Annotated in this window: 19 protein-coding genes; 6 read left to right on the top strand and 13 right to left on the bottom strand. The window is 73.7% G+C overall.

The annotated features are described in order from the left end of the window. The first annotated feature begins 14 nt into the window (after nucleotides 1-14). Nucleotides 15-347, top strand: coding sequence for a TfoX/Sxy family protein (locus O7604_RS19495; protein ID WP_269705159.1), 333 nt, complete (start codon nucleotides 15-17; stop codon nucleotides 345-347). A gap of 82 nt (nucleotides 348-429) precedes the next feature. Then, nucleotides 430-1,146, top strand: coding sequence for a VOC family protein (locus tag O7604_RS19500; protein WP_269705160.1), 717 nt, complete (start codon nucleotides 430-432; stop codon nucleotides 1,144-1,146). 39 nt (nucleotides 1,147-1,185) lie between these two features. Here the strand turns inward: O7604_RS19500 and O7604_RS19505 are convergent, their stop codons facing one another. Genes O7604_RS19505 through O7604_RS19540 form a run of 8 tightly spaced genes read right to left on the bottom strand, consistent with a single transcriptional unit; the run spans nucleotide 1,186 to nucleotide 10,231 of the window. Beyond that, nucleotides 1,186-2,829, bottom strand: a complete 1,644-nt coding sequence (locus O7604_RS19505; protein WP_281577292.1) for a DUF4127 family protein — start codon at nucleotides 2,827-2,829, stop codon at nucleotides 1,186-1,188. Further along, nucleotides 2,826-3,539 (bottom strand): putative N-acetylmannosamine-6-phosphate 2-epimerase, encoded by a 714-nt coding sequence (locus O7604_RS19510; protein ID WP_269705162.1) that lies wholly within the window; start codon nucleotides 3,537-3,539, stop codon nucleotides 2,826-2,828. Before O7604_RS19510 ends, O7604_RS19505 begins: the two co-directional genes overlap by 4 nt. Then, nucleotides 3,536-4,456 (bottom strand): ROK family protein, encoded by a 921-nt coding sequence (locus O7604_RS19515; RefSeq protein WP_281577293.1) that lies wholly within the window; start codon nucleotides 4,454-4,456, stop codon nucleotides 3,536-3,538. Before O7604_RS19515 ends, O7604_RS19510 begins: the two co-directional genes overlap by 4 nt. Then, nucleotides 4,453-5,295, bottom strand: coding sequence for a carbohydrate ABC transporter permease (locus O7604_RS19520; RefSeq protein ID WP_269705164.1), 843 nt, complete (start codon nucleotides 5,293-5,295; stop codon nucleotides 4,453-4,455). Before O7604_RS19520 ends, O7604_RS19515 begins: the two co-directional genes overlap by 4 nt. Further along, the gene (locus tag O7604_RS19525; protein WP_269705165.1) at nucleotides 5,285-6,232 is read right to left on the bottom strand and encodes a sugar ABC transporter permease; all 948 of its coding nucleotides are present in this window, start codon (nucleotides 6,230-6,232) and stop codon (nucleotides 5,285-5,287) included. The genes O7604_RS19520 and O7604_RS19525 overlap by 11 nt, the downstream gene beginning before the upstream one ends. An 11-nt stretch (nucleotides 6,233-6,243) precedes the next feature. Next, nucleotides 6,244-7,527, bottom strand: coding sequence for a sugar ABC transporter substrate-binding protein (locus tag O7604_RS19530; RefSeq protein WP_269705166.1), 1,284 nt, complete (start codon nucleotides 7,525-7,527; stop codon nucleotides 6,244-6,246). Between the two features lie 21 nt (nucleotides 7,528-7,548). Then, nucleotides 7,549-9,144 (bottom strand): FAD-dependent oxidoreductase, encoded by a 1,596-nt coding sequence (locus tag O7604_RS19535; protein ID WP_269705167.1) that lies wholly within the window; start codon nucleotides 9,142-9,144, stop codon nucleotides 7,549-7,551. A 40-nt stretch (nucleotides 9,145-9,184) separates the two neighbouring features. Beyond that, nucleotides 9,185-10,231: a LacI family DNA-binding transcriptional regulator gene (locus O7604_RS19540; RefSeq protein WP_281577294.1), complete on the bottom strand. Its 1,047-nt coding sequence runs from the start codon at nucleotides 10,229-10,231 to the stop codon at nucleotides 9,185-9,187. Between the two features lie 383 nt (nucleotides 10,232-10,614). On the opposite strand from O7604_RS19540, the gene O7604_RS19545 reads away from it, so the two are divergent. Further along, the gene (locus O7604_RS19545; RefSeq protein ID WP_281577295.1) at nucleotides 10,615-11,100 is read left to right on the top strand and encodes a hypothetical protein; all 486 of its coding nucleotides are present in this window, start codon (nucleotides 10,615-10,617) and stop codon (nucleotides 11,098-11,100) included. Nucleotide 11,101: 1 nt separating this feature from the next. On the opposite strand, the gene O7604_RS19550 is transcribed toward O7604_RS19545, so the two are convergent. The 4 genes from O7604_RS19550 to O7604_RS19565 form a co-directional block, all read right to left on the bottom strand. Next, on the bottom strand, nucleotides 11,102-11,911 hold the full coding sequence (locus tag O7604_RS19550; RefSeq protein WP_073831818.1) for a metal-dependent hydrolase: 810 nt from the start codon (nucleotides 11,909-11,911) through the stop codon (nucleotides 11,102-11,104). Nucleotides 11,912-12,109: 198 nt separating this feature from the next. Then, nucleotides 12,110-14,614 carry a serine/threonine protein kinase gene (locus tag O7604_RS19555; RefSeq protein ID WP_281577296.1) on the bottom strand — a complete coding sequence of 835 codons (2,505 nt, stop codon included), beginning with the start codon at nucleotides 14,612-14,614 and terminating at the stop codon, nucleotides 12,110-12,112. Nucleotides 14,615-14,694: 80 nt separating this feature from the next. Continuing rightward, nucleotides 14,695-16,020: a glycosyltransferase family 4 protein gene (locus tag O7604_RS19560; protein WP_281577297.1), complete on the bottom strand. Its 1,326-nt coding sequence runs from the start codon at nucleotides 16,018-16,020 to the stop codon at nucleotides 14,695-14,697. Between the two features lie 126 nt (nucleotides 16,021-16,146). After that, on the bottom strand, nucleotides 16,147-18,090 hold the full coding sequence (locus O7604_RS19565; protein WP_281577298.1) for an amylo-alpha-1,6-glucosidase: 1,944 nt from the start codon (nucleotides 18,088-18,090) through the stop codon (nucleotides 16,147-16,149). 42 nt (nucleotides 18,091-18,132) lie between these two features. On the opposite strand from O7604_RS19565, the gene O7604_RS19570 reads away from it, so the two are divergent. Further along, entirely contained in the window at nucleotides 18,133-20,853 is a 2,721-nt protein-coding gene (locus tag O7604_RS19570) for a glucosidase (protein WP_269705173.1), read from the top strand. A gap of 43 nt (nucleotides 20,854-20,896) precedes the next feature. Here O7604_RS19570 and O7604_RS19575 read toward each other — a convergent pair whose 3' ends face one another. Next, entirely contained in the window at nucleotides 20,897-22,219 is a 1,323-nt protein-coding gene (locus tag O7604_RS19575; RefSeq protein ID WP_269705174.1) for a hypothetical protein, read from the bottom strand. A 138-nt stretch (nucleotides 22,220-22,357) separates the two neighbouring features. Between O7604_RS19575 and O7604_RS19580 the strand changes: the two genes are divergently transcribed. Then, the gene (locus O7604_RS19580) at nucleotides 22,358-23,056 is read left to right on the top strand and encodes an HAD family hydrolase (RefSeq protein ID WP_281577299.1); all 699 of its coding nucleotides are present in this window, start codon (nucleotides 22,358-22,360) and stop codon (nucleotides 23,054-23,056) included. A gap of 22 nt (nucleotides 23,057-23,078) precedes the next feature. Then, the gene (locus O7604_RS19585) at nucleotides 23,079-23,864 is read left to right on the top strand and encodes a DUF4184 family protein (RefSeq protein ID WP_281577300.1); all 786 of its coding nucleotides are present in this window, start codon (nucleotides 23,079-23,081) and stop codon (nucleotides 23,862-23,864) included. Nucleotides 23,865-23,871 lie beyond the last annotated feature (7 nt).

Here is a 23,871-nt window from a genome sequence, read left to right on the forward strand (position 1 = left end):
GCCAGGATCGGACCGTGGCCTACGACGAGGACCTGGCGAACCGCGTACGCGAACGCCTCGGGGGTGAGCCCGGCATCACCGAGCGGCGCATGTTCGGCGGCCTGGCGATGATGCTGCGCGGCAACATGGCGGTGGTCGTGCGCGGCGCGGGCGGCCTGATGGTCCGGGTCGACCCGGCCGAGGCCGAACGTGCCCTGGGCGAGCCCGGCGCCGAGGCGACAGTCATGCGGGGCCGGGAGATGCGCGGCTGGGTCACCGTGTCGCCGGCCGCCTGCGAGCGCGACGCCGACCTGGCCCGCTGGGTCGACCGGGGCGTCCGCTACACGCGCGGCCTCCCGGCGAAGTAGCCCGCCCGGATATCCGGGTGCGCGACCCGGCCGCCCGTCCTACGCTGCGGCCAGTCGGCAGCGGGGGATCGGAGACGGGCAGATGGCGGTTCACCTCTACGCGGTCAGCCTCGACGCGGCCGACCCGCGCCGGCTCGCGCGGTTCTGGTCCGGCGTGCTGGGCCGGGAGATCTTTGACGACCCGCGCGAGGGCGTGGCGCTGGGCGGCGACGCACACAGCGACGTCCGCATCCGGTTCCTGCCCAGCGAGGCGCCCAAGACGGTGCAGAACCGCATCCACTTCGACCTGACGAGCGCGTCGCCGCAGGCCCAGCGGGAGACGGTCGACCGGGCGCTGGCACTGGGCGGCCGGCACATCGACATCGGCCAGGGCCCGGACGACGACCAGGTGGTGCTCGCCGACCCCGAGGGCAACGAGCTCTGCGTCATCGGCGCGGGCAACACCTTCCTCGCCGGCTGCGGCCCGCTCGGCGCGATCAACTGCGACGGCACCCGGGCGGCCGGCCTCTTCTGGACCGAGGCGCTGGGCTGGCCGCTGGTCTGGGACCAGGACGAGGAGACCGCGATCCAGTCGCCGCGCGGAGGCGCGAAGGTCACCTGGAGCGGCCCGCCGCTGATGCCCAGCGGCGGGCGGGACCGCGTACACCTGGACCTGGTCGCGGCCGGTGACCGGGGCGCGGAGGCCGACCGGCTGCTCGCGCTCGGCGCGACCCGGGTCGGCACGGGCCGGCACACCGCCGACGACCTGGTGCTGGCCGATCCGGACGGCACCGAGTTCTGCCTGCTGACGGCCCGGTGACGCGGGTACGGCCCCAGGGACCGCACCCGCGTCGTCCGATCAGCGCAGCCGCAGGCTCGGCTCCAGCATGACCTCGAACAGCCGGTCCCACGGCAGCTCGACCCGCACCGCGGTGACCCGGTTCAGCGTCGCGGTGAACGTCTTGCGTCCGCGTACCCCGAGCACCAGCTCGTGCCCGGCGAAGTGGTCGGCGAAGTACCGCTCGGTCAGCGGCACCAGCCGGTCGCGTACCCAGCCGTCGAAGTAGCGCTTCTGCTCGGCGGTCAGCGCCAGCGGATCCCAGCCCTGCGCGCGGGCGTGCGCGTACGCCTCGACCTGCACCACGTTCTTCCACGGGTCGTCCTTGACGAACCGGTAGAGCAGGCACTCGGCGTGCGCCTGGGCCGGCCCGCGCAGCTCCGGCACGCCGAAGCCGCTGCCGGACGAACGCAGGTACGCCCACCGCGCGGTGCCGTGCGCGAGCGCCAGCCCGAGCGCGTTGCCGCCGGTGTTCCACCCCGAGTACGACAGCAGCGCCGGCAGGTCCAGGCGGGCCTCCATCCGGGACACCAGGTCGTGGTCGCCCTTGTTGACGATCAGCGGGTCCACCACGATCACCGGGGTGCCGGCGGCCAGCAGCTCACCGATGCGGCCGACGAACGCGTCCAGGTCGGCGGTCCGCTGCCCGGCCGTGGCCGAGGGGGTGTTCACCGCGAGGACGATGTCCGCGTCGCCGGTCACCACCCGGCCGCCCACCGAGGTGACGTGCCGGCGGATGTTCTCCGCGAACGGGATGCCCTCCAGCGCGGCGGTCCAGCCCTCCCCGGACACCCCGGCGTACTCCACCCGGTAGGTGGGCGCGGCGCCGGCGGCGACGACCCGCGCGACGAGCAGCGCGTTGACCTCGTCGGCGCCGGGGAAGATCTCCACCCGGTCGCCGACGCCGAGCCGCGCCACCAGCGCCTCCAGCTCGACCCGCTCGGCGCGGGCCAGGCCGACCGGCGCGGTGTCGTCCTCGGAGAGCACCAGGTGGCTGATCGTCCCGTCCGCGACCCACTCCACCATCAGCCGGTTGACCTGGTGGTTGCGTGCCCGCGCGGCCAGGTAGTCCTCGACCACGGCGTCCGGGATGCGCGCCCGCACGGCGTCGAGCTGGCCCCGCAGCGACTCCTGGCCCAGATTGACCACCTGGTCGTACAGCTTGGCCCACTGGACCAGCAGGTCACGGTAGTTGTCCAGATCGGTGCCGGTGCTGGTGATCGCGAGCCGCTGGATCGTGTCGTGCACCTCGATCACCGCGTCGGACCGGCGTGCGCGCAGCCGCCGGATCGCCTCCAGGTTGCGCAACGCGTCGGCCAGGGCCGGTGCGGCGGTACGCGAGGCGATCAGGCCCCCGTACGCCAGCATGCTCACCGAGATCACGTACCCGTCGACGCCGTCGACGCCGTCGAGCCAGCGGGCGATGCCGGCACCGTCACCGGGGGTGAAGAAGCGGCCCAGCAGGTTCCGCGGCGGCAACAGCACCTCGGCGTCGGCGCTCGCACCGGTCATCTCCGCGCAGTACGTGTTGACCGGCCGGTCGTCCAGCGGCACCAGCGCCACGCTCGGTCGCCGGCCGGCGGGCCGGGCGAAGGCGGGGCCGCCGAGGGCGACGGTGGCCAGGCCGGCCGCGCCGGTGGCCGCAAGAAGGGTTCTTCTCTTCATCGATGCTCCCTTTTCTCCGGCACGCTCGCCGCCCGGGGGGTGGCCGGAACCAGCCGGCGGGTGATCCACAGCGGTGAGGTGACGGCGTTGCCCGTCACCACCGCGTGGGCGCCCGCCTCGAAGGCCCGGCTGATCTGCTCCGTGGTCCGGTAGCGCCCCTCGGCGATCACCGGTACGGGCAGCAGCGCGGCGAGTCGCGCCACGAGCCCGAGGTCGGGCCCGTCGATCGGTGGGCTGGCCGGCGTGTAGCCGGACAGCGTGGTGGCGACCGCGTCCGCGCCGGCCTCGACGGCGGCGACGCCTTCGGCCACAGTGGCGACGTCGGCCAGGACCAGCGCGTCGCTCTGCTCGTGTACGGCGCGGACGGTGTCGGCGAAGGTCCGGCCGTCGGGCCGGGGACGGTCGGTGGCGTCCACCGCCACGACGTGCGACCCGGCCCGCGCCGCCTCCAGCGCGTGCCCGGCGGTCGGGGTGATGAAGACGCCTCCCGTGCCGTGCTTGTACAACCCGATCACCGGAACGTCGACGGCGGCGCGTACCGCCCGCACGTCGTCGGGGCCGTTGACCCGGACCGCCACCGCACCGCCACGGACCACGGCGGCCGCCACGCGGGCCTGGACGTACGGGTCGCGCATCGGGTCGCCGGGGTCGTCGGGCAGGGGCTGGCAGGACACGACCAGCCCGCCGGCCAGATCGTCCAGGACACTCACGTGCTTGTTCCTCCGTCGTGGTGGATCGGTGCGGTGGCGAACCGGGCGGCGCCGACCACCACCGCGTCGGCGCCCAGCGCCGCGGGAAGCAGCGGCACGTGTGCCCAGCCGCCGGGTAGCTCCGCCCGGTAGGCGGCCGTCGCGGCGGGGAGCACTGTGGCGGCGGCGCCGCCGGCGACCACCACCGCGTCCGGGTCGAGCAGGGCGACCAGCCCGGCCAGGGCCGCGCCGAGCGCGGCGCCGGCCCGGTCGACGACCTGCCGGGCGGCCGCGTCACCGGCCGCCGCGCGCCGCGCCACCTCCCGCCCGGTGACCGGGTCACCGCCGGTGAGCGCGTACGCGGCGGCGAGGCCGGTGCCGGAGGCGATCGCCTCCAGGTGCCCGTACCGGCCGCAGCCGCAGCGCAGCCGGTGCGCGCCCGGGACCGGCAGGTGCCCGAGCTGGCCGGCCGCGCCCCGGGCGCCGCTCACGACCTGCCCGGCGTTGACGATCGCGCCGCCCAGCCCGGTGCCGACGGCGGCCAGCAACACGTGCCCCCGGCCCCGTCCGGCGCCGGCCCAGCACTCGCCGAGCGCCGCCGCGGCGACGTCGTTGGTGACGCGCACCGACCGGCCCAGCCGCGCGGCCAGCTCGTCGGCGACCGGGGTGCCGGCCCATCCGGGCAGGCTGCCGGTCGCGTACCGGATGGCGCCGGTCGCCGGGTCGACGGTGCCCGCGGTGCCCACCCCGACCGGTTCGGGGCCGGCGGCGGCGAGCAGGTCCGTGGCCAGGCCGGCGGCGGTGTCGAGCACCGCGGCCGGCCCGCCGCGCGCGGGGGTGGTCGCCTCGCGGCGGTCGAGCACCCGCGCGCCGGGACCGACCAGGGCGACGGCGGTCTTGGTGCCGCCGATGTCGATCCCGACGACCGGCGCGGTCATCCCTTCAGACCGGTGTGCGCGAGGCCTTCGACGAACTGCTTCTGCGCGATGACGAACACCGCCAGCACCGGCAGCGCGGTCATCGACGCCGCCGCGAGCTGGACATCCCACATCGGACCGCCGTATGCGTCGACGAACTGGGTGAGCGCCTGCGGCAGGGTGAACTTCTCCGGCGAGGAGAGGAACACAATCGGTTCCAGGTACAGGTTCCAGCTGTGCAGGAACGTGAAGATGGCCACCGCGCCGAGCGCGGGCCGGGACAGCGGAAGCGCGATCTTCCAGAACGTGGCGAAGCGTCCCAGCCCGTCGACCCGCGCCGCCTCCTCCAGTTCCCCGGGGAGGCTGATGAAGAACTGCCGCATGATGAACGTCGCCAGCACGCTCGGCGCCCCGAAGATCGGTACCAGGATCAGCGGCCAGTGGGTGTCGATCAGGTCGAGCTTGAAGAACATCTGGAACAGCGGCACGATCGTCACCTCGCTCGGGATGAGCAGGCCCGCGAGGACGACCAGGAACAGCACGTTCTGTCCCCGGAACCGGATCCGCGCGAACGCGTACCCGGCCAGCGACGCCACGGCCAGCGTGCCGACGGTGACCAGCAGCGCGATGTAGAGGCTGTTGAGGTACTGCTGCCCGAACGGCTGCAGCTCGAACACCCGCCGGTACGCGTCCAGCCGCGGATCGGTCGGCAGCAGCTGCGGCGGGAAGGAGAAGATGTCCGCCACCGGCTTCAGCGACGAGGTGACCATCCACCAGGTGGGGAACACGAACGGGACGGCCAGGACCATCAGCACCCCGTAAAGGACCAGCTTGGTCCGCCGGGACAGGTCACGATTCATGGAAGACCCACCTCTTGCGCATCTGCCACTGCAGCACTGTCAGCGCGAGCACGATGACGAACAGCAGGATCGACAGCGTGGCGCCGTAGCCGAAGTGATGGAACTGGAAGGCCTGCTGGTAGAGGTAGTAGACGAGCACCGTGGTCGAGGTGCCGGGCCCACCCTGGGTGAGCACCGCGATCTGCGCGAAGACCTGCAGCGAGCCGACCACCGTGATGATCGACGTAAGCATGATCGTCGGGCTGATCAGCGGCACGGTGATCCGCCAGAACTGGCGCAGCCGGCTCGCGCCGTCGACCTCGGCGGCCTCGTACAGCTCGGCCGGCACACCCTGCAGGGCGGCCAGGAACAGCACCATGTTCAGGCCGACGTTCTTGAACACCTGCACGACGATCACCGACAGCATCGCCGTGCCCTCGCCGCGCAGCCAGTTGGGGCCGTCGACGCCGATGGTGTCGAGCAGGCCGTTGATGCCGCCGTTGTCCTGCAGCAGGAAGCCCCAGACGATGGTCCACGCGACCAGCGAGACCACCACGGGGGAGAAGAACAGGGTGCGGAAGACGATGGTCCCGCGCAGCCTCTGGTTGAGCAGGACGGCCAGCAGCAACGCCAGGCCGAGGTTGAACACGACCAGGCCGACCGAGAACAGGCCGGTCGACCGCAGCACCGGGCCCAGGTTGGGGTCGTCGGCCAGCGCGGCGTAGTTGTCGGTGCCGATGTAGTCGAAGCTGCCGGCCAGCACGTTCCACTCGTGGAGGCTGTACCAGACCACGAGGACCAGCGGCAGGATCACGAAGACCACGCTGCCGAGCAGCTGCGGGGTGATGAACAGGTATCCGGTGAGCTGGTCCCGGCGGCGGGTGGTCCAGAACGGCCGGGCCCGGCCCGGGGCGGGCCCGGCAGCAGCCGGGCCCACCCTGGTGTCCGTCTGGGTCATGATCCTCGGCCCTACTTCGCCAGCAGCGGCTGGATCTTGGAGCAGACGCCGTCGAGTACGCCCTTGACGTCCGCGTCCGCCTTCCACAGCGGGTCGAGCGCGGCGCGCACCTGCTGGCTCAGCTCGGCCTGCCCGGAGTGGCTGGGCTTGACGGTGCCGTTGGTGATGCCGTCGATGACGACCTTCTGCAGCTGCTCCGGCTTGAGCTTCGGGTTCGTCTTCGCAAGCGTCTCGGCGGTCAGCTGGGACTGCCGCGGCGGCGGGAAGAACTGGGCCAGCTTCGCCGAGTTGGTGGGGTTGGTGAAGAAGGCCAGGAAGTCGGCGGCCTGCTCGGCGTGCGGGCTCTTCTTCATCACGCCGATGCCGGCCTGGCCGACCACCGCGTACGGGCCCTTCGGGCCGGCCGGCAGCGGGACCAGGTCCCAGTCGAAGCCGTTCTCCTTCAGCAGCGAGGCACGGGAGATCTGGGTGACGGTCATGGCGGCGTCACCGGCGAAGAAGTCGGCGGTCGTGCCCGGACCGGGCAGCGCCTTGCCGGTGAAGATCGCCTTGTGCAGCGTGGTCATCGCCTCGACCATCTCCGGGCTGTTGAACCCGCAGCTGCGGCCGTCCTCGCTCCACGCCTGGGCACCCCAGCCGGTCCAGAACGTGGCCAGGTTGTCCCAGCCCTTGTAGTCGAAGTCGCGGACCACGAGCCCGGCCTTGCCCGACTTCGCGGCGGTGGCGCCGGCCGCGGCGAGCGCGGTGTCCCAGGTCCACTGCCCGGCCGCGATCAGCTCGGCCGGGGTCTTCTGCCCGGCCTTCTTGAGCATGTCGTTGTTCACGAACACGCCGAACGGCGAGGTCGAGAACGGATACGCGAAGAGCTTCCCGTCGTTGCGCCAGAGCTTCAGCGTGGCGGGGGACAGGTCGTCGTACTGGTAGCCGTCGGCCTTCTTCAGCGTGTCGTCGAGCGGGCTCAGCGCGCCGGAGGCGACGAAGTCCGGTGCCGAGTTCTCGAAGATCCACGCGAGGTCCGGCGCGTTGCCGCCGGCGATCTGCGTGGTCAGCGTCGTGGTGTAGTTCTCGAACGGCAGCGGATCGAACTTGATCTCCGCGACGTCCGGGTTGTTCTTGCGGTACTCGTCGGCGATCTCGTTGAACAGCTTGAGGTGCGCCTCGTTCGCCGACCAGACGGTCATCCGCAGGCTCGCCGGACCGTCGTCCTTGGCGTCGCCGCCACCGCCGCAGGCGGTCAGGGCGAGCACACCGGTCATGGCCGCCGTGACCAGGCCGGACAGTCTTCCGTATCTCACTTTCTTCTCCTCACCGGGGGTTCAGTAGCCCGCGATCTGCGGCCAGCGGCATTCCACGCCGGCGGCCGAGATGCGGTCCGTGAATTCGGCCAGCAGGCGGGGGGTGCCGCGGACCGCGCGCGGGGACTCGCCCCGCGCAAGGCAGAAGTCGGCCAGCAGGCCGGCGACCTCACCGACGTTCCACTCGACCGGGTGCAGTCGGTAGCTGCCGTTGGTGATGTGCGTGGTACCGATGTTCTTGCCGGCCGGCAGCAGGTTCTCCATCCGCTGCGGGATGAGCGCGCCGAGCGGGATCTCGAACGGGCAGGAGCCGACGTCGATGTAGTTGTCGCCACCGGTCGACGGGTGCAGGTCGATGCGGTACATGCCGACGCCGATCGAGTCGGGGTAGCTCACCGCGCCGTGCTCGCCGCGTACGGCCAGGGAGAGGTCCTGCTCGACCACCGTGTACTCGGCGCGGATGCGACGCGACTCCCGGATGTAGGGCGCCTGCGCCAGCCCGTCGGGGCTGCCGGTCACGTCGCCGCGCAGCCGCAGCCCCGGGTAGCCGGTGCCGCCGTCGGGGCGGGGCGCCTCGGTCTGCAGCCAGTACAGGACGGAGTACGACAGCTCGCGCGCCTGGGACAGGTGCCAGGACGCGTTCGGCACGTCGATGACCGGGCCCTCGAAATAGTCGATCATCGGCCAGTTGACGAGCGTGATGTCGCTGCCGTACGCGCCGTCGACGAAGTTGCGCCGCGCGGCGATGCGCCGGAACGTCCAAAGGTTGCCGTCGCCCGGGTTGAGCCGCTGGTCGGCGTTGACGCCCAGCGGGTCGTCGTCCGGGTTGGGGGTGAAGCTGCGCTCGACGATCTCCAGCGTGCGCGGGTGCGGCGACCGCCAGGACAGCAGCCGGTCGCCCCAGAAGTCCGGCTTGTAGTCGCGCCAGAAGTCGTAGCCGGCGGGCCGGTCGATGGTGTGGTCGCCGTCGACGTGGTCGAGTGCGAAGCAGACCGACACCGCCTGCATGTTCAGCGGCTGCGCCTCGGCGGGCGCGCTCGGCTCACCGGTCTGCGCCTGCGACTCGAACCCGGTCACGTACTCGGTGCCGGTCAGCGGCAGCAGCTCACCGGTCTCGGTGGCGTCCAGGACGTACGGCGCCTCCACCTCGATCCGCTCGTCGCGGTCCCGGTGGACGAGCGTCACGCCGGTGACCCGGTCGCCGTCGGTCTCGGCCGCGACGGGCCGGTACGGCTGCAGCACCGTCAGCCGCCCGGACCCCCGGTACGGCGCGAGCATCTGCTCCAGGACGGCGACCGCGACCCGGGGCTCGTGGCAGAGCCGGCTCACCCAGCCGGCGCCCGGGTTCAGGTCGGTCCACGCCCGGGACCGCTCGGTCAGCGGGTAGTGGCGGCGGTAGTAGTCGCGGATGCCGTCGCGCAACTCCCGGTAGCTCGCGGTGGCGCCGAACTGCTCGATCCAGGAGTGCTCGTCCGGCGGGACCGCCTGGCTGGTGAGCTGCCCGCCGAGCCAGTCGAACTCCTCGGTCAGGATGACGGACCGGCCGGCACGGGCCGCGGCCAGCGCCGCGGCGACACCGCCCAGTCCGCCCCCGACGACGAGGACGTCCGCACGCATTAGTACCACTTGCTTCCTTCCAGTTGCGCGGCCGGGCGTGTCAGCGCCGGTCGGCCGCCGATCCAGGGACGCCGAGGGTGTCGCCCTCGACGAGTTCGCAGGGCAGGAGCCGTTGCTGGAGGCCGCCGGCGCTGCCGTCGATGACGCCGGTCAGCACCTCGACGGCCTGGCGGCCCATCTCCTCGCGCGGGATGCGGAACCCGGTGAACGTGATGTCGGTGGGCACCGGGACGGTCGGGTCGCCAAGGGTCACGACGGACAGGTCACTGGGCACCGTGAGCCCCTTGCGGCGGGCGGCCGCCTCGAGTGCCACGGCGGTGGCGAAGTCCTCCACGAAGGCGACGGTGCTGCCGTCGGCCCGCAGGTCGTCCACTGTGGCGTCGGCCGTCCCCGCCGTCGCGGTGATCTGGCGGGCGCTGTCCGCGCCGGTCGCGCCGGCGTGGAAACCGCTGCGCCGGTCGTGCGATGACTCGGCCGAGGTGCCCATGCCCACGTACGTCAGGCGCCGGTGTCCCAGCTCCACCGCCCGCTCGGCCAGCCGGTGGACCGCGCTGGCGTAGTCGGCGCCGACGTAGGGCACCGGGCCGCCGGCGTCGTCGCGGCGTCCGACGGCGACGTAGGGGAACCCGTCGCGATTGAGCCGGAGCAGCTCCGCGCCGTCGATCTCCCGGCCGAGCAGGATGCAGCCGTCGGCCAGCCGCAGCCGGTTGTCCTGGTGGAAGATGCGCCGCCGGCCGTCCACCACCGGGGCGCTGGTGAACAGCAGCAGGTCGCAGCCGACCCGTTCGGCGTACTCCTCGATGCCGAGCAGGAACGGGTGAAAGAAGTCCCGGCTGCCGCTGGGGAAGGCCGGCTCGTAGGTGAAGACGCCGATGATCCGGTTGAACCCGGAGGCGAGGCGGCGGGCGGCCGGGTCGGCGGCGTATCCCGTCTCGGCGATGACCTGCAACACCCGGTCCCGTGTCTCCGGCGCGATTCGGACGTCGGCGTCGGTGCGGTTGTTGAGCACCAGCGACACGGTCGCCTGGCTGACGCCGGCCATGCGCGCGATGTCACGCTGGGTGACACGCCTGGGGGGAGGGGTCACGTCGGTCCTTCCACTTCCGCTAATGCGTATTAGCGATCGGGTCGGGATGGAGCCTCGCTGCTCTCCCGGCGTCCTGTCAAGTGGTGTCCGGAAGATTTCCGCCCGATGAACTGCCTGATGTAATGCGGATTAGCAACCGTGTCCGTCGCCGCCTGGCGGCTGTCCGGCCGGGGATCTTGACAAGGGCCGACCGGGCGCGCGACAGTAGGCGGGCCTCGGCGCTAATGCGCATTAGCGTGTCGTCGATCGTCCACGCTGACGATCGACGGACTCCTGCTTCCCTACCCATAGTGATATCGGGTGCGGCCTCTGCCCGCCGCCGCCCGGGCGCTACCGTTCTCATCGGACGGTCGTGGCGCCGTCCGCACGGGGGAGGGGACAACGTGGGCACCGCTGTCGCTCGTCATCTCGCCGGAGCCGTCGCGGCGTGGCTCGTCGTCGTCGCGGAGGCGGTCGCCGGCTACCTCGGCCTGCTGGCGTACGCGCTGGTCACCGGCGCCGACCCGGGCGGCCCGCTGGCCGGACCGCTGCTGGTGCTGATCGTCGGGCTGCTCGGCGTGGCCGCGCTGCCGCTGCTGTTCGCGCCGGCCGTCGCGCTCGGCGAGGTCGTGGGCCGGCGCCGGGCCGCGCCGGCGCTCGCGTACGCCGGGCTCGTCGCGGTCGTGCTGGCCGCCGGGTACACCGCGGCGGTGGCGGTCGCCACGGACGTGCCCGGCGACCTGGTGCCGCTGGTGGCTGGGATCAGCGCGCTGCTGGCCCTCGCGCCGACGGCGGCGTACGCGCTCACCGCCCGCGGCGTGGGGTGGACGGCCCGGCTGATCCGGCGCCGGGCGGCCGGCGCCGGGGCGGCGCCCGCCGAGGCGGGCTGACCTACACCTGGATGTCGAAGCGCTGCAGCACCGAGGGCGCGACCAGCCCCACCGCGGCCAGCACGGACAGGATCGTCATCGCGGTGCGCAGCACCACCGTCTCGGCCTTGCTGCCGGTACGCAGAGCGATCTTGTTGGGCAGGCCGATCATCGTCCACATCCGCCGTTTGATCGGGATGGGCCACAGGATCGGCACCCCGGCCCGGGTGATCATGTCGCCGAGGATGTGCACGAAACAACCCACCCCGACCGCGAGCCCGATCATCGGGTAGCCCCGGTCGCCGGGCAGGTTGGCGAACGTGAACCAGGCCGCGGCGGCGGACACCAGCGTGACCACCACCCAGCCGGCGCGCTCGGCCCACCTGTCGAACAGCCCGCGCAGCGCCAGGCCGATCATGAAGAAGAGGATGCCGACCACCGCCCACTTGCCGTAGTGGGCGCACAGCGCGGTGGTGCCCCAGCCGACGAGCACGGTGAACGGGATGGTGTGGGTCAGCGTGCGGTGCCCGTTGTTGCGGCGCGGATCCTTGCTCAGCTTGGTGGCGTAGTAGACGCCGAGCGAGATCTTCTCCATCACCTCGGCGACGAAGAGGCTGACCACGCCGAAGGTGCGGGCCACGGTGGCGCCGCCCTGGTTGCGGGTTACCTTGCCGGACAGGTCGAGGTCGGGAAAGAGCGCCCCGCCGGCGCAGACCGCGGTGCCCACCGCCAGGGCCAGCGGTGTCTGGTGGTAGTCCGCGAACTGGGCCATCGCCCAGGAGCCGGTCAGCCACACCGCCGCGCCCGAGAGCGCGTGGGACGGTCCCATCATCTCGGCTCGCCCTTCCCGAAGATCTTGATCCACAAAACTACGCCACTGTAGTCAGCGCGTGCGACAGAGGGGCATCAGCCGGACGGTCCACTGGGGAAGGGGTTCCGTGGGCGCCGCGGGGCGTACCGCGCCCACCCGGGAGTATGGCGGCCCGCGCGGCGGGAGCCACGCCGACTGTCGGTGATGGGACGGTCCGGTTCAGCCCGCCGTCCGGGTGGGCCGGACCGTCCCCAGGCTCGCGCGGATGACGGCGAACTGCTTCGAGGCGGCCGGCCAGTCGGCGTCGGACGTGGTCCAGCCGAGCGTCCAGCCGGCCCGCTCGCCGGGCAGGACGCGCAACGCGCGCATCCGCTCTCCGTAGGGTGCGGTCCAGACGCACTCCCACGCCGCGCCCGGTCCGTCGGCCTCCAGCCGGATCTTCTCGTACTGCGGAAGCCGGCCCGCGGAGGTCAGGTCCCGCTCGGACGACTTCAGCCGGCCCACCGGGTCACCGCCCGGGTACGGCTCGACGCCCAGGATGCGCCGCGTGGCCGGATCCTGGAAGCAGGTGGTGTCACCGGAGCGCAGTTGCAGCCAGCCGGCGGGCAGGGCGATGCGGAAGCCGCCGGTGTCGGCGGGCCAGACCCAGCCGGCGGGAACCGCCACCGGCGGGTTGTCCGGGGGCGGCCCCTTGCGGACCGGCGTGCCGGCCACGTCGGGCCGGACGCACGGGAACGGCGGAGGCGGCGCCCCCGGCCCGGGCGGGCGGTCCCAGGGCTGTGCGACGGCCTCGCGGGAGCGGTCCCCCTGCGGTGGATCGTCGCGACCACCGGTGATCGCCAGCGCGGTGCCCACACCCGTCGCCACGGCGAGCAGCACGGCCCCCAGGACGAGTCCCCACCGGTGCAGCGGGTTTCCGCCCCCGGCCGGGACCGGAGGCTCGGCGGGGCGGGGGACCCCGGCGGGCCGGGGCGGGGCGGGATGCACCGCGCCGCTGTCGACCGGCCCGCTGTGTGCGACGGGGGGAGGCGTGGTGACCGGCGCGGCGCCGGGGCCGACGATGTGCACCGGGCTGAGGGCGTCGGCGCGGGGTGCCGACTCGGGGCCGGCCGGGCTGCCCGGGTCGACGAAGCTGGTGAGGACCGTCGGACCGAGGCTGATCGGGCCCGGGCGGGCCGGCCCGCCCCGGGGCGGCTCCACTGTCGCGCCGGGAGCGGCCTGCCCGGGTTCACCCGCGGTGCCTCGCTCCGGCGCACCCGCTCGGCCCCGTTCCGGTTCACCGTCCCGGCCCCGCTCCGGCTCGCCGCTCCGGCTCTGCCCGGGTGGCACGGCCCGGCCGACCGCGGCCGCGCGGCCGACAGCGCCCGCGCGGCCGACAGCGCCCGAGCCGGTCCCGGCCGAGCCGCCGACCGCACCCGAGCCGTTGGCCGCCGGGTCACCGACCACGCTCGCGCCGCTGTTCGCATCCGCACGGCGGTTCGCCTCCCCACGGCCGGTCGAGGACGAGGGGTCGCCCGTGTCCGCGCGCCGGAGTGCGCCCGAACGACCGCCCGGGGACGACTGACCGACGGCGTCCGCCCGTCCGGTGGGGACCGGCCGGGACGCCGTACCGGAGGGAGCCGCCGGGCCGGACGTGTCCGCCACGTCGCCCGATGGTGACGCGCGGTCGCCCTCGGTGGGCGGCGCCCATTCGCTGCGCTTCGCCGCCCGGCTCCACGCCCGGGCGGCGGCGGCCGGTGGCATCAGGTCCGGGTAGATGCCGCCGGGAGCCGCTGCCGGGCTGCCCGGTGGCCCCGGCTCGTCACCGGCCCCGGCCCGCGCCGCGACGTCGTTCTCGCGTCCGCCGGCGGGCCGGTCGGACGACGCGGCGGTGGCGCGGCCCGCGGACCCGGCGGCCTCCGCGTCGGCCTCCGACACCGCGGCGACGCCGAGCAGGCGGGCCGTCTCGCGGTGCCCGAGGCGGGTACGCGGATCGCGGCGCAGCAGCCCGGTCAGCACCGGTGTCAGCGGGCCGGCGTGCGGGGCCGGATCGGGCGGCCGGGTGGCGAGCGCGGCGAGCGTGGCCATCGCGGTGCTGCGGGCGTACGGCGAGCGGCCCTCCACCGCGGCGTGCAGCGTGGCGCCGAGCGACCACATGTCCGCCTCGACGCTGGACACGCCCTCGGCGGCCCGTTCCGGTGCCACGTACTGGGGGGAGCCGAGGACCAGGCCGGGCCGGGTCATCGCGCCGTCGCCGCCCTCGAACACGGCCAGCCCGAAGTCGGTGAGCAGGACCCGGCCGTCCCGGGCCAGCAGCACGTTCGCGGGCTTCACGTCCCGGTGCAGCACTCCGGCTTCGTGCGCGGCGCGCAGCGCGGCGAGCACCGACAGGCCGATCTCGGCGGCCCGCCCGGGCGGAAGCGGGCCGTCGTTCTCGATGATCTCCTGGAGCGAGCGGGACGGGACGTACTCCATGATCAGCCAGGGTTCGCCCTGGACCCGGACCACGTCGTAGACCCGCACCACGTTGGGGTGGTTGAGGCGCGCCGACGTCCGCGCCTCGCGCAGCGTACGGGCGCGCAGTTCGTCCCGCTCGTTCTCGGCGAGCCAGTTCGGCGGCACGACCTGCTTCACCGCGACCTCGCGTTGCAGCTCCTCGTCGCGCGCCCGCCAGACCTGGCCCATCCCGCCGCGGCCGACCAGTTCGAGCAGGCGGTACCGCCCCGCGATCACTACCTCCCGCACCGCACTCCTCACCGCTGGTCAGTGGTCCACAATAGCCAACGGATCGGACGGTACCTATCGCATGTCAGTGCGTCATTCCCCTAACTTGCCGCGCCGGCGAGCAGATTCCCCTCCGGGACGGCGATCGACGACCGGTCGCCGGCCAGCAGGGCGGTGGCCCGGCGGGCCTGGAACGCGTCGTGGTCGCGGCGGGCGGTGGCGTAGGCGGCGGCGGTCCGGGCGGCGATGGCCGACCAGGTGTACCGACGGCTGACCATGGTCCGGGCCTTGCGCGCCACCCTCCGGGCGAACACCTCGTCGCCGAGCAGCCGGTCGACGGCACCGGCCAGCGCGTCCGGGTCGCCGTGCGGGAACGTCACCCCGGTCACCCCGGGCTCGACGATCTCGGCGAGCCCGCCGGTACGCGCGACAGCGAGCGGCGCGCCGGCCGCTGCCGCCTCCAGCGCGATCATGCCGAACGGCTCGTAGAGGCTGGGGATCACCGTGGCGTCGGTGGCGGCGAGCACCGCGGGAAGCTGGGTGGCGTCCATGAAACCGGCGAACCGGACGGTGTCCCCGAGGTGCAGCCGCCGCGCCTGGTCGACCAGTTCGTCGCGGTACGGCCCGTCCCCGGCGATCACCACCCGCAGGCCGGGGTGCCGCTTCGCCAGGTGCGGCACGGCGTGCACCAGGTGCTGCACGCCCTTCTCGTAGACCAGCCGGCCGGCGTACCCGACGAGCGGCCCGCCCGCGGCGAAGCGTGCCCGGGCGGAGGCGACCGCGTGCGGCCGGGCACGCCAGGCCCGGTCGTCGACGCCGTTGGCGACCACGTCGATGCGCCCGGCCGGTACGCCGAACAGCCGGGCCACCTGGTCGCGCATGTATCCGGAGCAGGCGATCACCCGCCCGGAGGCGTTGCTCAGCCAGTGCTCGACGCCGTGGATGGTGCGGTTCATCTCCTCCGGCAGCCAGCCCTGGTGCCGGCCCGCCTCGGTGGCGTGGATGGTGGTCACCAGCGGCACGTCCAGGTGTTCGGCCAGCGTGACGGCGGTGTGCGCGACGAGCCAGTCGTGGGCGTGGATCACGTCGTAGGAGGCGGACGAGGCGGCGCGCAGCGCGGCCCGGGTCAGCGTGTGGTTGAACGCCATGGTCCAGGCCAGCAGCGAATCGGTGGCGAGCGGGAACCGGACCGGGTCCTCGGCGGCGCGGACGACGCGCACGCCGTCGGCGTACTCCTCGAGGGGAGCGCCCGCGGCGTGGCGGGTGACGACGGTGACCTCGTGCCCGGCGGCGGCCAGCGCCACGGACAGCGCGTGGACGTGGCGGCCGAGGCCACCGACGAGCACCGGCGGGTACTCCCAGGAGAGCAGCAGCACCCGCAGGCGCCGGGCGGGCTGGATGTCGATCACTTCGGCGTCAGCTGACACGCGGCCCCCTTTGAGTTGTGGGCCCCACCCCGGCGGCGGCGTCGCCGCGCTCCGGTGGGGTCGGCACCCATCCTGCCGAGGGGTCGATAACCGGCGGCGACGCGCCGGTTGCCGGTCTGTAACGCGTTACCGGCGCGTGCGCCGCGCGCGCAGCAGCTCGGCCACCGACCACGCCTGGAACGGGCACCCGGTGGCCCTGTGCGGTGCCGCGCCGTCGGCGGTCTCGCTCACCGAGCCCAGGCCGTCCTCGGCCAGGTGACCCACCAGGCCCACCAGCAGGTCGTCGGTGGGCAGCCCGGCCCGGCGGTACGCGTCGAGCAGCGGCCCGGCCAGCCACGGCCAGACGGTGCCCTGGTGGTACGCGGAGTCCCGCTCGGCGGGTCCGCCCCGGTGCCGCCCGGTGAAGCCGGGGGAGTCCGGGGCGAGGCTGCGCGGGCCGAGCGGGGTGAACAGCGCCTCGGTGACGCGGCGTAGCACGGCCTCGTCCGGCTCCAGCGGCGCGTGCGGCAGGGACCAGGCGAGCAGCTGGTTGGGGCGCAGCAGGTCGTCATCGTGGTGCGTGGCCCCGCCCAGCGGGTACGCGGGCGCCGGGGCGTCCACCACGTCGTACAGCCAGCCGGCCGGGGCGGGGAAGCGCTCCCGGAACGCGGCGGTGGCCCGGCGGTGCAGGGCGTGCAGCGCGGCGGCGTCGCGCCCGGCCAGCTCGGTCAGCTCGGCGAGCCCGGCCAGCCCGTTGATCCACAGCGCGTTGACCTCGACCGGTTTGCCGGTACGCGGGGTCACCGGCACCCCGTACACCCGGGCGTCCATCCAGGTGAGCGCCACGTCCGGCGGGCCGCCCTGGGCCAGCAGGCCGTCGGCCGGGTCGACGCCGATGCCGTACCGGGTGCCCGCCACGTGCGCCTCGACCACGCCGTGAAGGGCGGGCAGCAGCTCGTCGCCCAGGTCGGTGTCGCCGGTGACGGTGACGTGCCGGTGCACCGCGTGCAGGAACCACAGCGTCGCGTCGACGGTGTTGTACTCGACCCGCCCGGTGTCGGCGGTGTTCGCCAGCATGCCCTCGCTCAGCGTGGCCGCGTACGCCCGCAGCAGGTCCCGGCCCTCGTCGGCCCGGTTCGTGCACAGGAACAGGCCCTCGTAGGAGATCATCGTGTCCCGCGACCAGGCCCCGAACCAGGGGTAGCCGGCGACCACGTCCGGGCCGGTGGCGGTGCGCACCACGAAGGCGTCGGCGGCGAGCGCGAGCGTCGCCTCGACCGCGTCGCCGGGTTTCGCCGCGGCGACCACCGCCCGGCTGCGCCGCCGGGTCGCCTCGACCACCGCGGTCGCCGGGGGCGGCTCCTCGGCCAGGTCGTCCGCCCAGGCCAGCACCGACACTGTCGCGCCGGGCTCGTCGAGCGCGCCGGTGAACCGGCCCGCGTACCAGAGGTCCTCGTCCGGGTGCAGGCCGCGCTCGGCCTCGGTCCGGTGACGCACCCCGTGCCACCACTGCCCCTCCGGCGTCCAGTCCGGCCCGGCCAGGCGATATGCGCCGTCGACCACCGCGCCGCCGGCCGCCGGCTCCAGCCGGGGCGCCGGGCCGTCGGCGCGCCGCTCGCCGTGCGCGTCGCGCCAGGTGCAGGCGGCGGCCAGGTCCAGCCGCACCGGGCCGCCGGAGATCAGCCGGTGCACCACCGCCACGCAGGAGCGGCCGTACGTCATGGCGATCTCCCGCTCGATCACCACGTCGCCGACGCGCCACCGCCAGCGGGGCACCCCGTCGGCCAGGTCGAAGTGCTCCAGCAGCTCGAAGCCGCGCGGGTCGACCACGCCCGAGGACCACTCGTGCGCGCCGAGGCGGACCTGCCGCCCCGACGGCAGCGTCACCGCCGGGTCCAGGCTCACCAGTCCCACCTTGCGGGACGCCGGCGTGTCACCGGCCACCACGAGCAGCCCGTGGTAGCGCCGGGTGCGCAGTCCGGCGACGGTGCCCATGGCGTACCCGCCGCGCCCGTCCGTGACCAGCCATTCCCGCGAGGCGGCGGTGGACAGCTCGCCGCAGACCCGCGGCCCGAAACGGATGTCGATCAACTTTCCTCCACCGCCAGCGAGGTGTGACATGCCACGGCGACAATGGCCGCTGTGGAGAAGTACCCCGGTGGCGTCGAAGATGTGCCAGTGATCACCGACCGGTCGACCTCCGCGTCCCCCGACCCCGAGCGGCACCGGCTCGCCCAGGCCGACGCCGGGGAGCAGGACTGGCGCGCATGGGGCCCCTATCTGTCCGAGCGGGCGTGGGGGACGGTACGGGAGGACTACAGCGAGCACGGTACGGCGTGGGACTACTTCCCCCACGACCACGCGCGGTCCCGAGCGTACCGGTGGAACGAGGACGGCATGGCCGGCGTCTGTGACGACCGGCAGACGTTCTGCTTCGCCCTCGCGCTGTGGAACGGGCGCGACCCGATCCTCAAGGAGCGGATGTTCGGCCTCGGCGGCGACGGCGGCAACCACGGGGAGGACGTCAAGGAGTACTGGTGGTACCTCGACAGCACCCCGACGCACTCCTTCATGCGCTGGCGCTACCACTACCCGCAGGCCGCCTTCCCGTACGACGAGTTGGTCGCGGTGAACGCGCTGCGCGGCCGGGACGACACCGAGTACGAGCTGGTGGACACCGGCATCTTCGACGACGACAGGTACTGGGCGGTCACCGTCGACTACGCCAAGGCGTCACCGACCGACATGTGCGTGGTGATCACCGTGGCGAACCGGGCCGACACCGACGAGACCCTGCACGTGCTGCCCACGCTCTGGTTCCGCAACACCTGGGCGTGGGGGCTGCCCGGCACCGACCGGATGCCGAAGCTGGTCGGCGAGGCGGCCGGGGAGGGGGCCGGCGCCCGGCTCGTGGGTGAGCACTGGGTGCTCGGCCAGCTGCTGCTGGAGGGCGACGGCGACCCGGTGCCGCTGCTGTGCGACAACGAGACCAACGCCGAGCGGCTGTGGGGGCTGCCGGGGCGGTCGGCGTACCCCAAGGACGGCATCAACGACCACGTCGTGGCCGGCGCCGCCACCGTCAACCCGGACCGCACCGGCACCAAGGGGGCGCTGCACTACGTGCTCGACGTGCCGGCCGGCGAGCAACGCCAGATCCGGCTGCGGCTGACGCGGACCGCGCCGCCCCCGGCCACCACGCCGCCCGCCCCGGCCGACCTGGGCGACGGGTTCGACGCCGTGCTCTGGGCGCGCCGGGCCGAGGCGAACCGGTTCTTCGACAGCGTCATCCCGGACGCCGCCACGCCGGACGAGGCGCTGGTGGCGCGCCAGGCCATCGCCGGGCTGATGTGGGGCAAGCAGTTCTACCACTTCGACGTCGAGCGGTGGCTGACCGGCGACCCCGGGTCGGCGCCGCCGCCGGCCGGCCGCCGGCACGGGCGCAACAGCGCCTGGTGGCACATGAACAGCTTCGACGTGATCTCCATGCCGGACCCGTGGGAGTACCCCTGGTACGCGGCCTGGGACCTGGCCTTCCACTGCGTCACCATCGCCCGCGTCGACCCGGGTTTCGCCAAGGAGCAGATCCTGCTGCTGCTGCGGGAGTGGTACCTGCACCCCAACGGGCAGATCCCGGCGTACGAGTGGGCGTTCGGTGACGTGAACCCGCCGGTGCACGCCTGGGCGGCGCTGAAGGTCTTCGAGATCGACGGCTCCCGCGACCACGAGTTCCTCGCCCGGGTGATGCACAAGCTGCTGCTCAACTTCACCTGGTGGGTCAACCGCAAGGACACCGGCGGCAACAACGTCTTCGAGGGCGGCTTCCTCGGGCTGGACAACGTCGGCCCGTTCGACCGCTCGGCCGCGCTGCCGGTGGCCGGGACGCTGGAGCAGTCCGACGGCACCGGCTGGATGGCCATGTACGCGCTCAACCTGCTCGACATGGCCATCGTGCTGGCCGAGCATGACCGCGCGTACGTGGACACCGCCACCAAGTTCTTCGAGCACTTCGCGTACATCGCCGCCGCCGCGTACCACCAGGGGCTGTGGGACGCCGAGGACGCGTTCTTCTACGACGTGCTGCGCCTGGCCGACGGCACGAAGGTGCCGCTGAAGGTCCGCTCGGTGGTCGGGCTGCTGCCGCTCGCCGCCGTCACCCGGCTGACCGCCCGGACCATGCGGCGGCTGCCCGAGCTGGGCGCGCGGCTGCGCTGGTTCCTCACCAACCGGCCCGAGTACGCCGAGGTGATCGGCGCCCGCCGGATCGGGCCCGACGGCCGCCAGCAGCGGCTGCTGTCGATGGTCGCCCCGGACCAGGTGGTACGGCTGCTGGCCCGGATGCTCGACACCGACGAGTTCCTCTCCGAGTACGGGCTGCGCACGCTGTCCCGGGCCCACCTGGACAAGCCGTTCACCGTCACGCTCGGCGGGCAGGAGTTCAGCGTCGGTTACGAGCCGGCCGAGTCGACAAGCGGCCTGTTCGGCGGCAACTCCAACTGGCGCGGCCCGATCTGGATGCCGACGAACTTCCTGCTGATCAGCGCGCTGCGCGACTACGCGGCGTTCTTCGGCGACGACCTCCAGGTCGAGTACCCGACCCGGTCCGGGGTGAAGCGCACGCTGGACGAGATCGCCGACGACCTGTCCGCGCGGCTGATCTCGCTGTTCACCCGCGACGGGTGGGGGCGGCGGCCGATCTACGGCGCCGCGCAGCTGTTCCAGACCCACCCGGACTGGCGCGACCTGATCTGCTTCCCGGAGTACTTCCACGGCGACAACGGCGCCGGCCTGGGCGCCTGGCACCAGACGGGCTGGACCGCGCTGGTCGCCGACCTGATCCTCACGTTGCGCCGCTGAGGCTCGGGGCGCGACGGTTCCGCCGCGCCCCGAGCCCCGGGCCTCATGACAGCGGCAGGAACGCCAGCCGGGCGTGGTACTCCCCGGCCACCGTCACCGTGTCGCTGCCGATCCACAGGCCGCGGTCGGTGGCGTACAGCTCCTGGGTGCCGACGCCCCGGTCCTTCGTCGGGTTCCACGGCAGCGCCTTGCCCGTGGTCGGGTGGATCGCCCCGACGCCCGGCCGCGGCACCGCGCCCGGACCGGCCGAGTTGCGGCCCTGCGGGTTGTCCAGCCAGCGCTGGTGGCCCCCGACGTAGACCGCCGCGCCGGTCACCGCCACCGACAGCAGCGTGTCACCGCCGGTGTAGTTGGCCCAGGTCGGCTGCTTGCCGCCGGTGGCGGTGCCGAACTCGAAACGCGCCGCGGTGTCGCAGAGCGTGCCCGGGAACGGGCCGCCGGTGGTGACCACCGCGAACCAGGTGCCGTCCGGCGAGATGTCGACGCCGCGCATGTAGACGGGCATCGTCCGCGCGCACTGCGGCTGGTAGCGGACGGTGGCCCAGCCGGAGAGCGTGGCACCGGCCGCGCTCAGGTCGGCGACGGCGATCTGGTGCCGCGCCACGCCCGCGACGCTGCTGAAGCCGCCCACGAACACCAGCCGCCGGCCGTCGGCGGAGACGTCCAGCGCCTCGACCTTAACCGGCGCGGTGGCACCGGAGGTGGTCGTACGAGGGCCGGCCAGGTTCAGGTTTACCGACGCGTCGGCCGCCCCGGTGGTGGCGTTCACCGCCGCCAGGGCGCGCCGGGTCACCCCGCCGACGGTCTGGAATGCGCCGCCGACGATCAGCCGGTTGCCGACCAGACGCATGTCGTTCACCTGGTTGTTCAGCGCCGGCGTGGTGAACCCGGCAACCCGGGCGCCGGTGGCCGCGTCGATCCGGGCCAGCCGGGACGCCGCGGTGCCGTTGACAGTGGTGAACGCGCCGCCGATGTAGAGCGAGCGGCCGTCCGGCGCGGCGGCGAGCGCCTTGACCGCGCCGTTGACCTGCGGCCGGAACGTGGTGTCGATCCGGCCGGTGGTCGCGTCCAGCGCCACCAGCCGGGGCATCGCCAGCTGAGCCGTCTGGTTGGCGTTGCGCACCTTGGTGAACGTGCCGGCGACGTACACGCGGTTGCCGATCTGGAGGATGCGGTGGACGGTGCCGTCCAGCGCGTGCGGCGTCCAGTCGACCGGGTTGGTGCCGACCACAGTGGTGTGTGCGGCGTTGACGGCACGTGCCGGGGCTCCCGGCAGCGCCGCGCCCGCGACGGCGAGCGTCGCGGCCACCGCGACGAAGGCGCGCCGCCGCCGCCGTCCGGGTGGATGATCGGGTGAGATCGTCATGGCCGAAGCATGCCGCCCGACCAGGGATTGCGCAGTCGGGTAGCCGCCGGTAACCGGCGGCCGACCGGATAAACCGCGTGGCCCGTCCGGCGAGCGGGCAGTACGGTGTGCGAGGTCCGCGAGGGGGAGGGGGAGACGATGCCGTCGCGCCGGGACGCCGCCGTGCTGGTCTTCGACGCCGACGACACGCTCTGGGAGAACAACGTCCTGTTCGAGCGCGTCATCGACGACTTCCTCACCTGGCTCGACCATCCCACGCTGGACCGGTCCCGGATCCGCGCGGTGCTCGACGACATCGAGCGCGCCAACGCCGTGGCGCACGGCTACGGCAGCAAGGTCTTCCTGCGCAACCTCGGCGAGTGCCTGGAGAAGCTGCGCGAGCGTCCGGCCACCGCGCGGGAGCGCGCCGAGATCGAGCAGCTCGCCGCGGCGCTGGTCGGGCACCAGGTGGAGCTGATGCCGGGCGTGGCCGAGACGCTCGATGACCTGGCCGGTCGGCACGAGCTGCTGCTGCTGACCAAGGGCGAGCGCGAGGAGCAGCAGCGCAAGCTGGACGCCTGCGGTCTGCTGCACCACTTCCGCGCCGCGCACATCGTGCCGGAGAAGGACGCGGACACCTACCGGTGGCTGGCCCGTGAGCACGCCTTCGACCCGGCCGCCGCCTGGATGATCGGCAACTCGCCGCGCTCGGACATCCTGCCCGCCCGCGCCGCCGGGATGAACGCGGTCTTCATCCCGAACGAGAACACCTGGGTGCTGGAGCACGACGAGCTGGATCCGTCCGACCAGCGGGTGATCCGGCTGGCCGCGTTCCCCGACCTGGTCCAGCACTTCTGACCGGGCCGGTAACGTCCGGGACGTGCCGCTGACCTTCCCGTCGCACCTGGCGCCGGTACTGCCGCTGAAGCGGTGGCGGCCGGACTGGTTCGACGGGGTGGCGCTGTGCACCGGCGCGGTGGCGCCGGACGTCGGGTATCTGTTCACCGGCACGTCGCTGGCCCTGGACCTGCGGACGCACACGCTCGGCGGGCTGCTCTGGTGGTGCCTGCCGGTGGCCCTCGCGTACGCCTGGGTGGTGCGTCGCGTGGTCGCCGGCATCGCGGTGCACCTGCCCGCGCAGCGGTTGTTCGGCTGGCCCTGGTACGTGATGCTGGCCCGGGTGCGGCACCCCTGGCAGGTGACCGTCTGCTCGGCGCTGATCGGCGCGTTCAGCCACGTGGCGTGGGACCGGGCCAGCCACAGCGAACGCCTGCCCCGGCTGCTCGGCGTCGCCGACTTCCGCGCGCTGACCGGCGTCTACTGGTTCCAGTTCGCGGACGTGGTCGCCGGCCTCGGCGGCGGGCTGCTGGTGGTCGTCCTGGCCGTGCACGAGGCCCGTCGCGGCCTGCGGGCGGACGGCGTACCCGCGTCCGCGCCGGCGGCGAACCCGAGCGTGTTCTGGCGGGTGGCGCTGGCGGTAACCGGGCTCGGCGCGCTGCTGCTGCCCGCCCTGCCGGCCGCGGGCGTCCCCGCCCCGGCGGGCGTACGGGCGCTGCACGTGGCCGCGCTGGCGCTCGTCGCCGGGGCCGCCGCGGCCCGCACCGTCCCGTCGCGGCCGGGCGGGCGCAGTCCCCGTCTCGAAGTCGAACAGCGCGAAACCGGCTGACCCCGTT

The sequence above is a fragment of the Micromonospora sp. WMMA1947 genome (assembly GCF_027497355.1).
Classification (GTDB): Bacteria; Actinomycetota; Actinomycetes; order Mycobacteriales; family Micromonosporaceae; genus Micromonospora.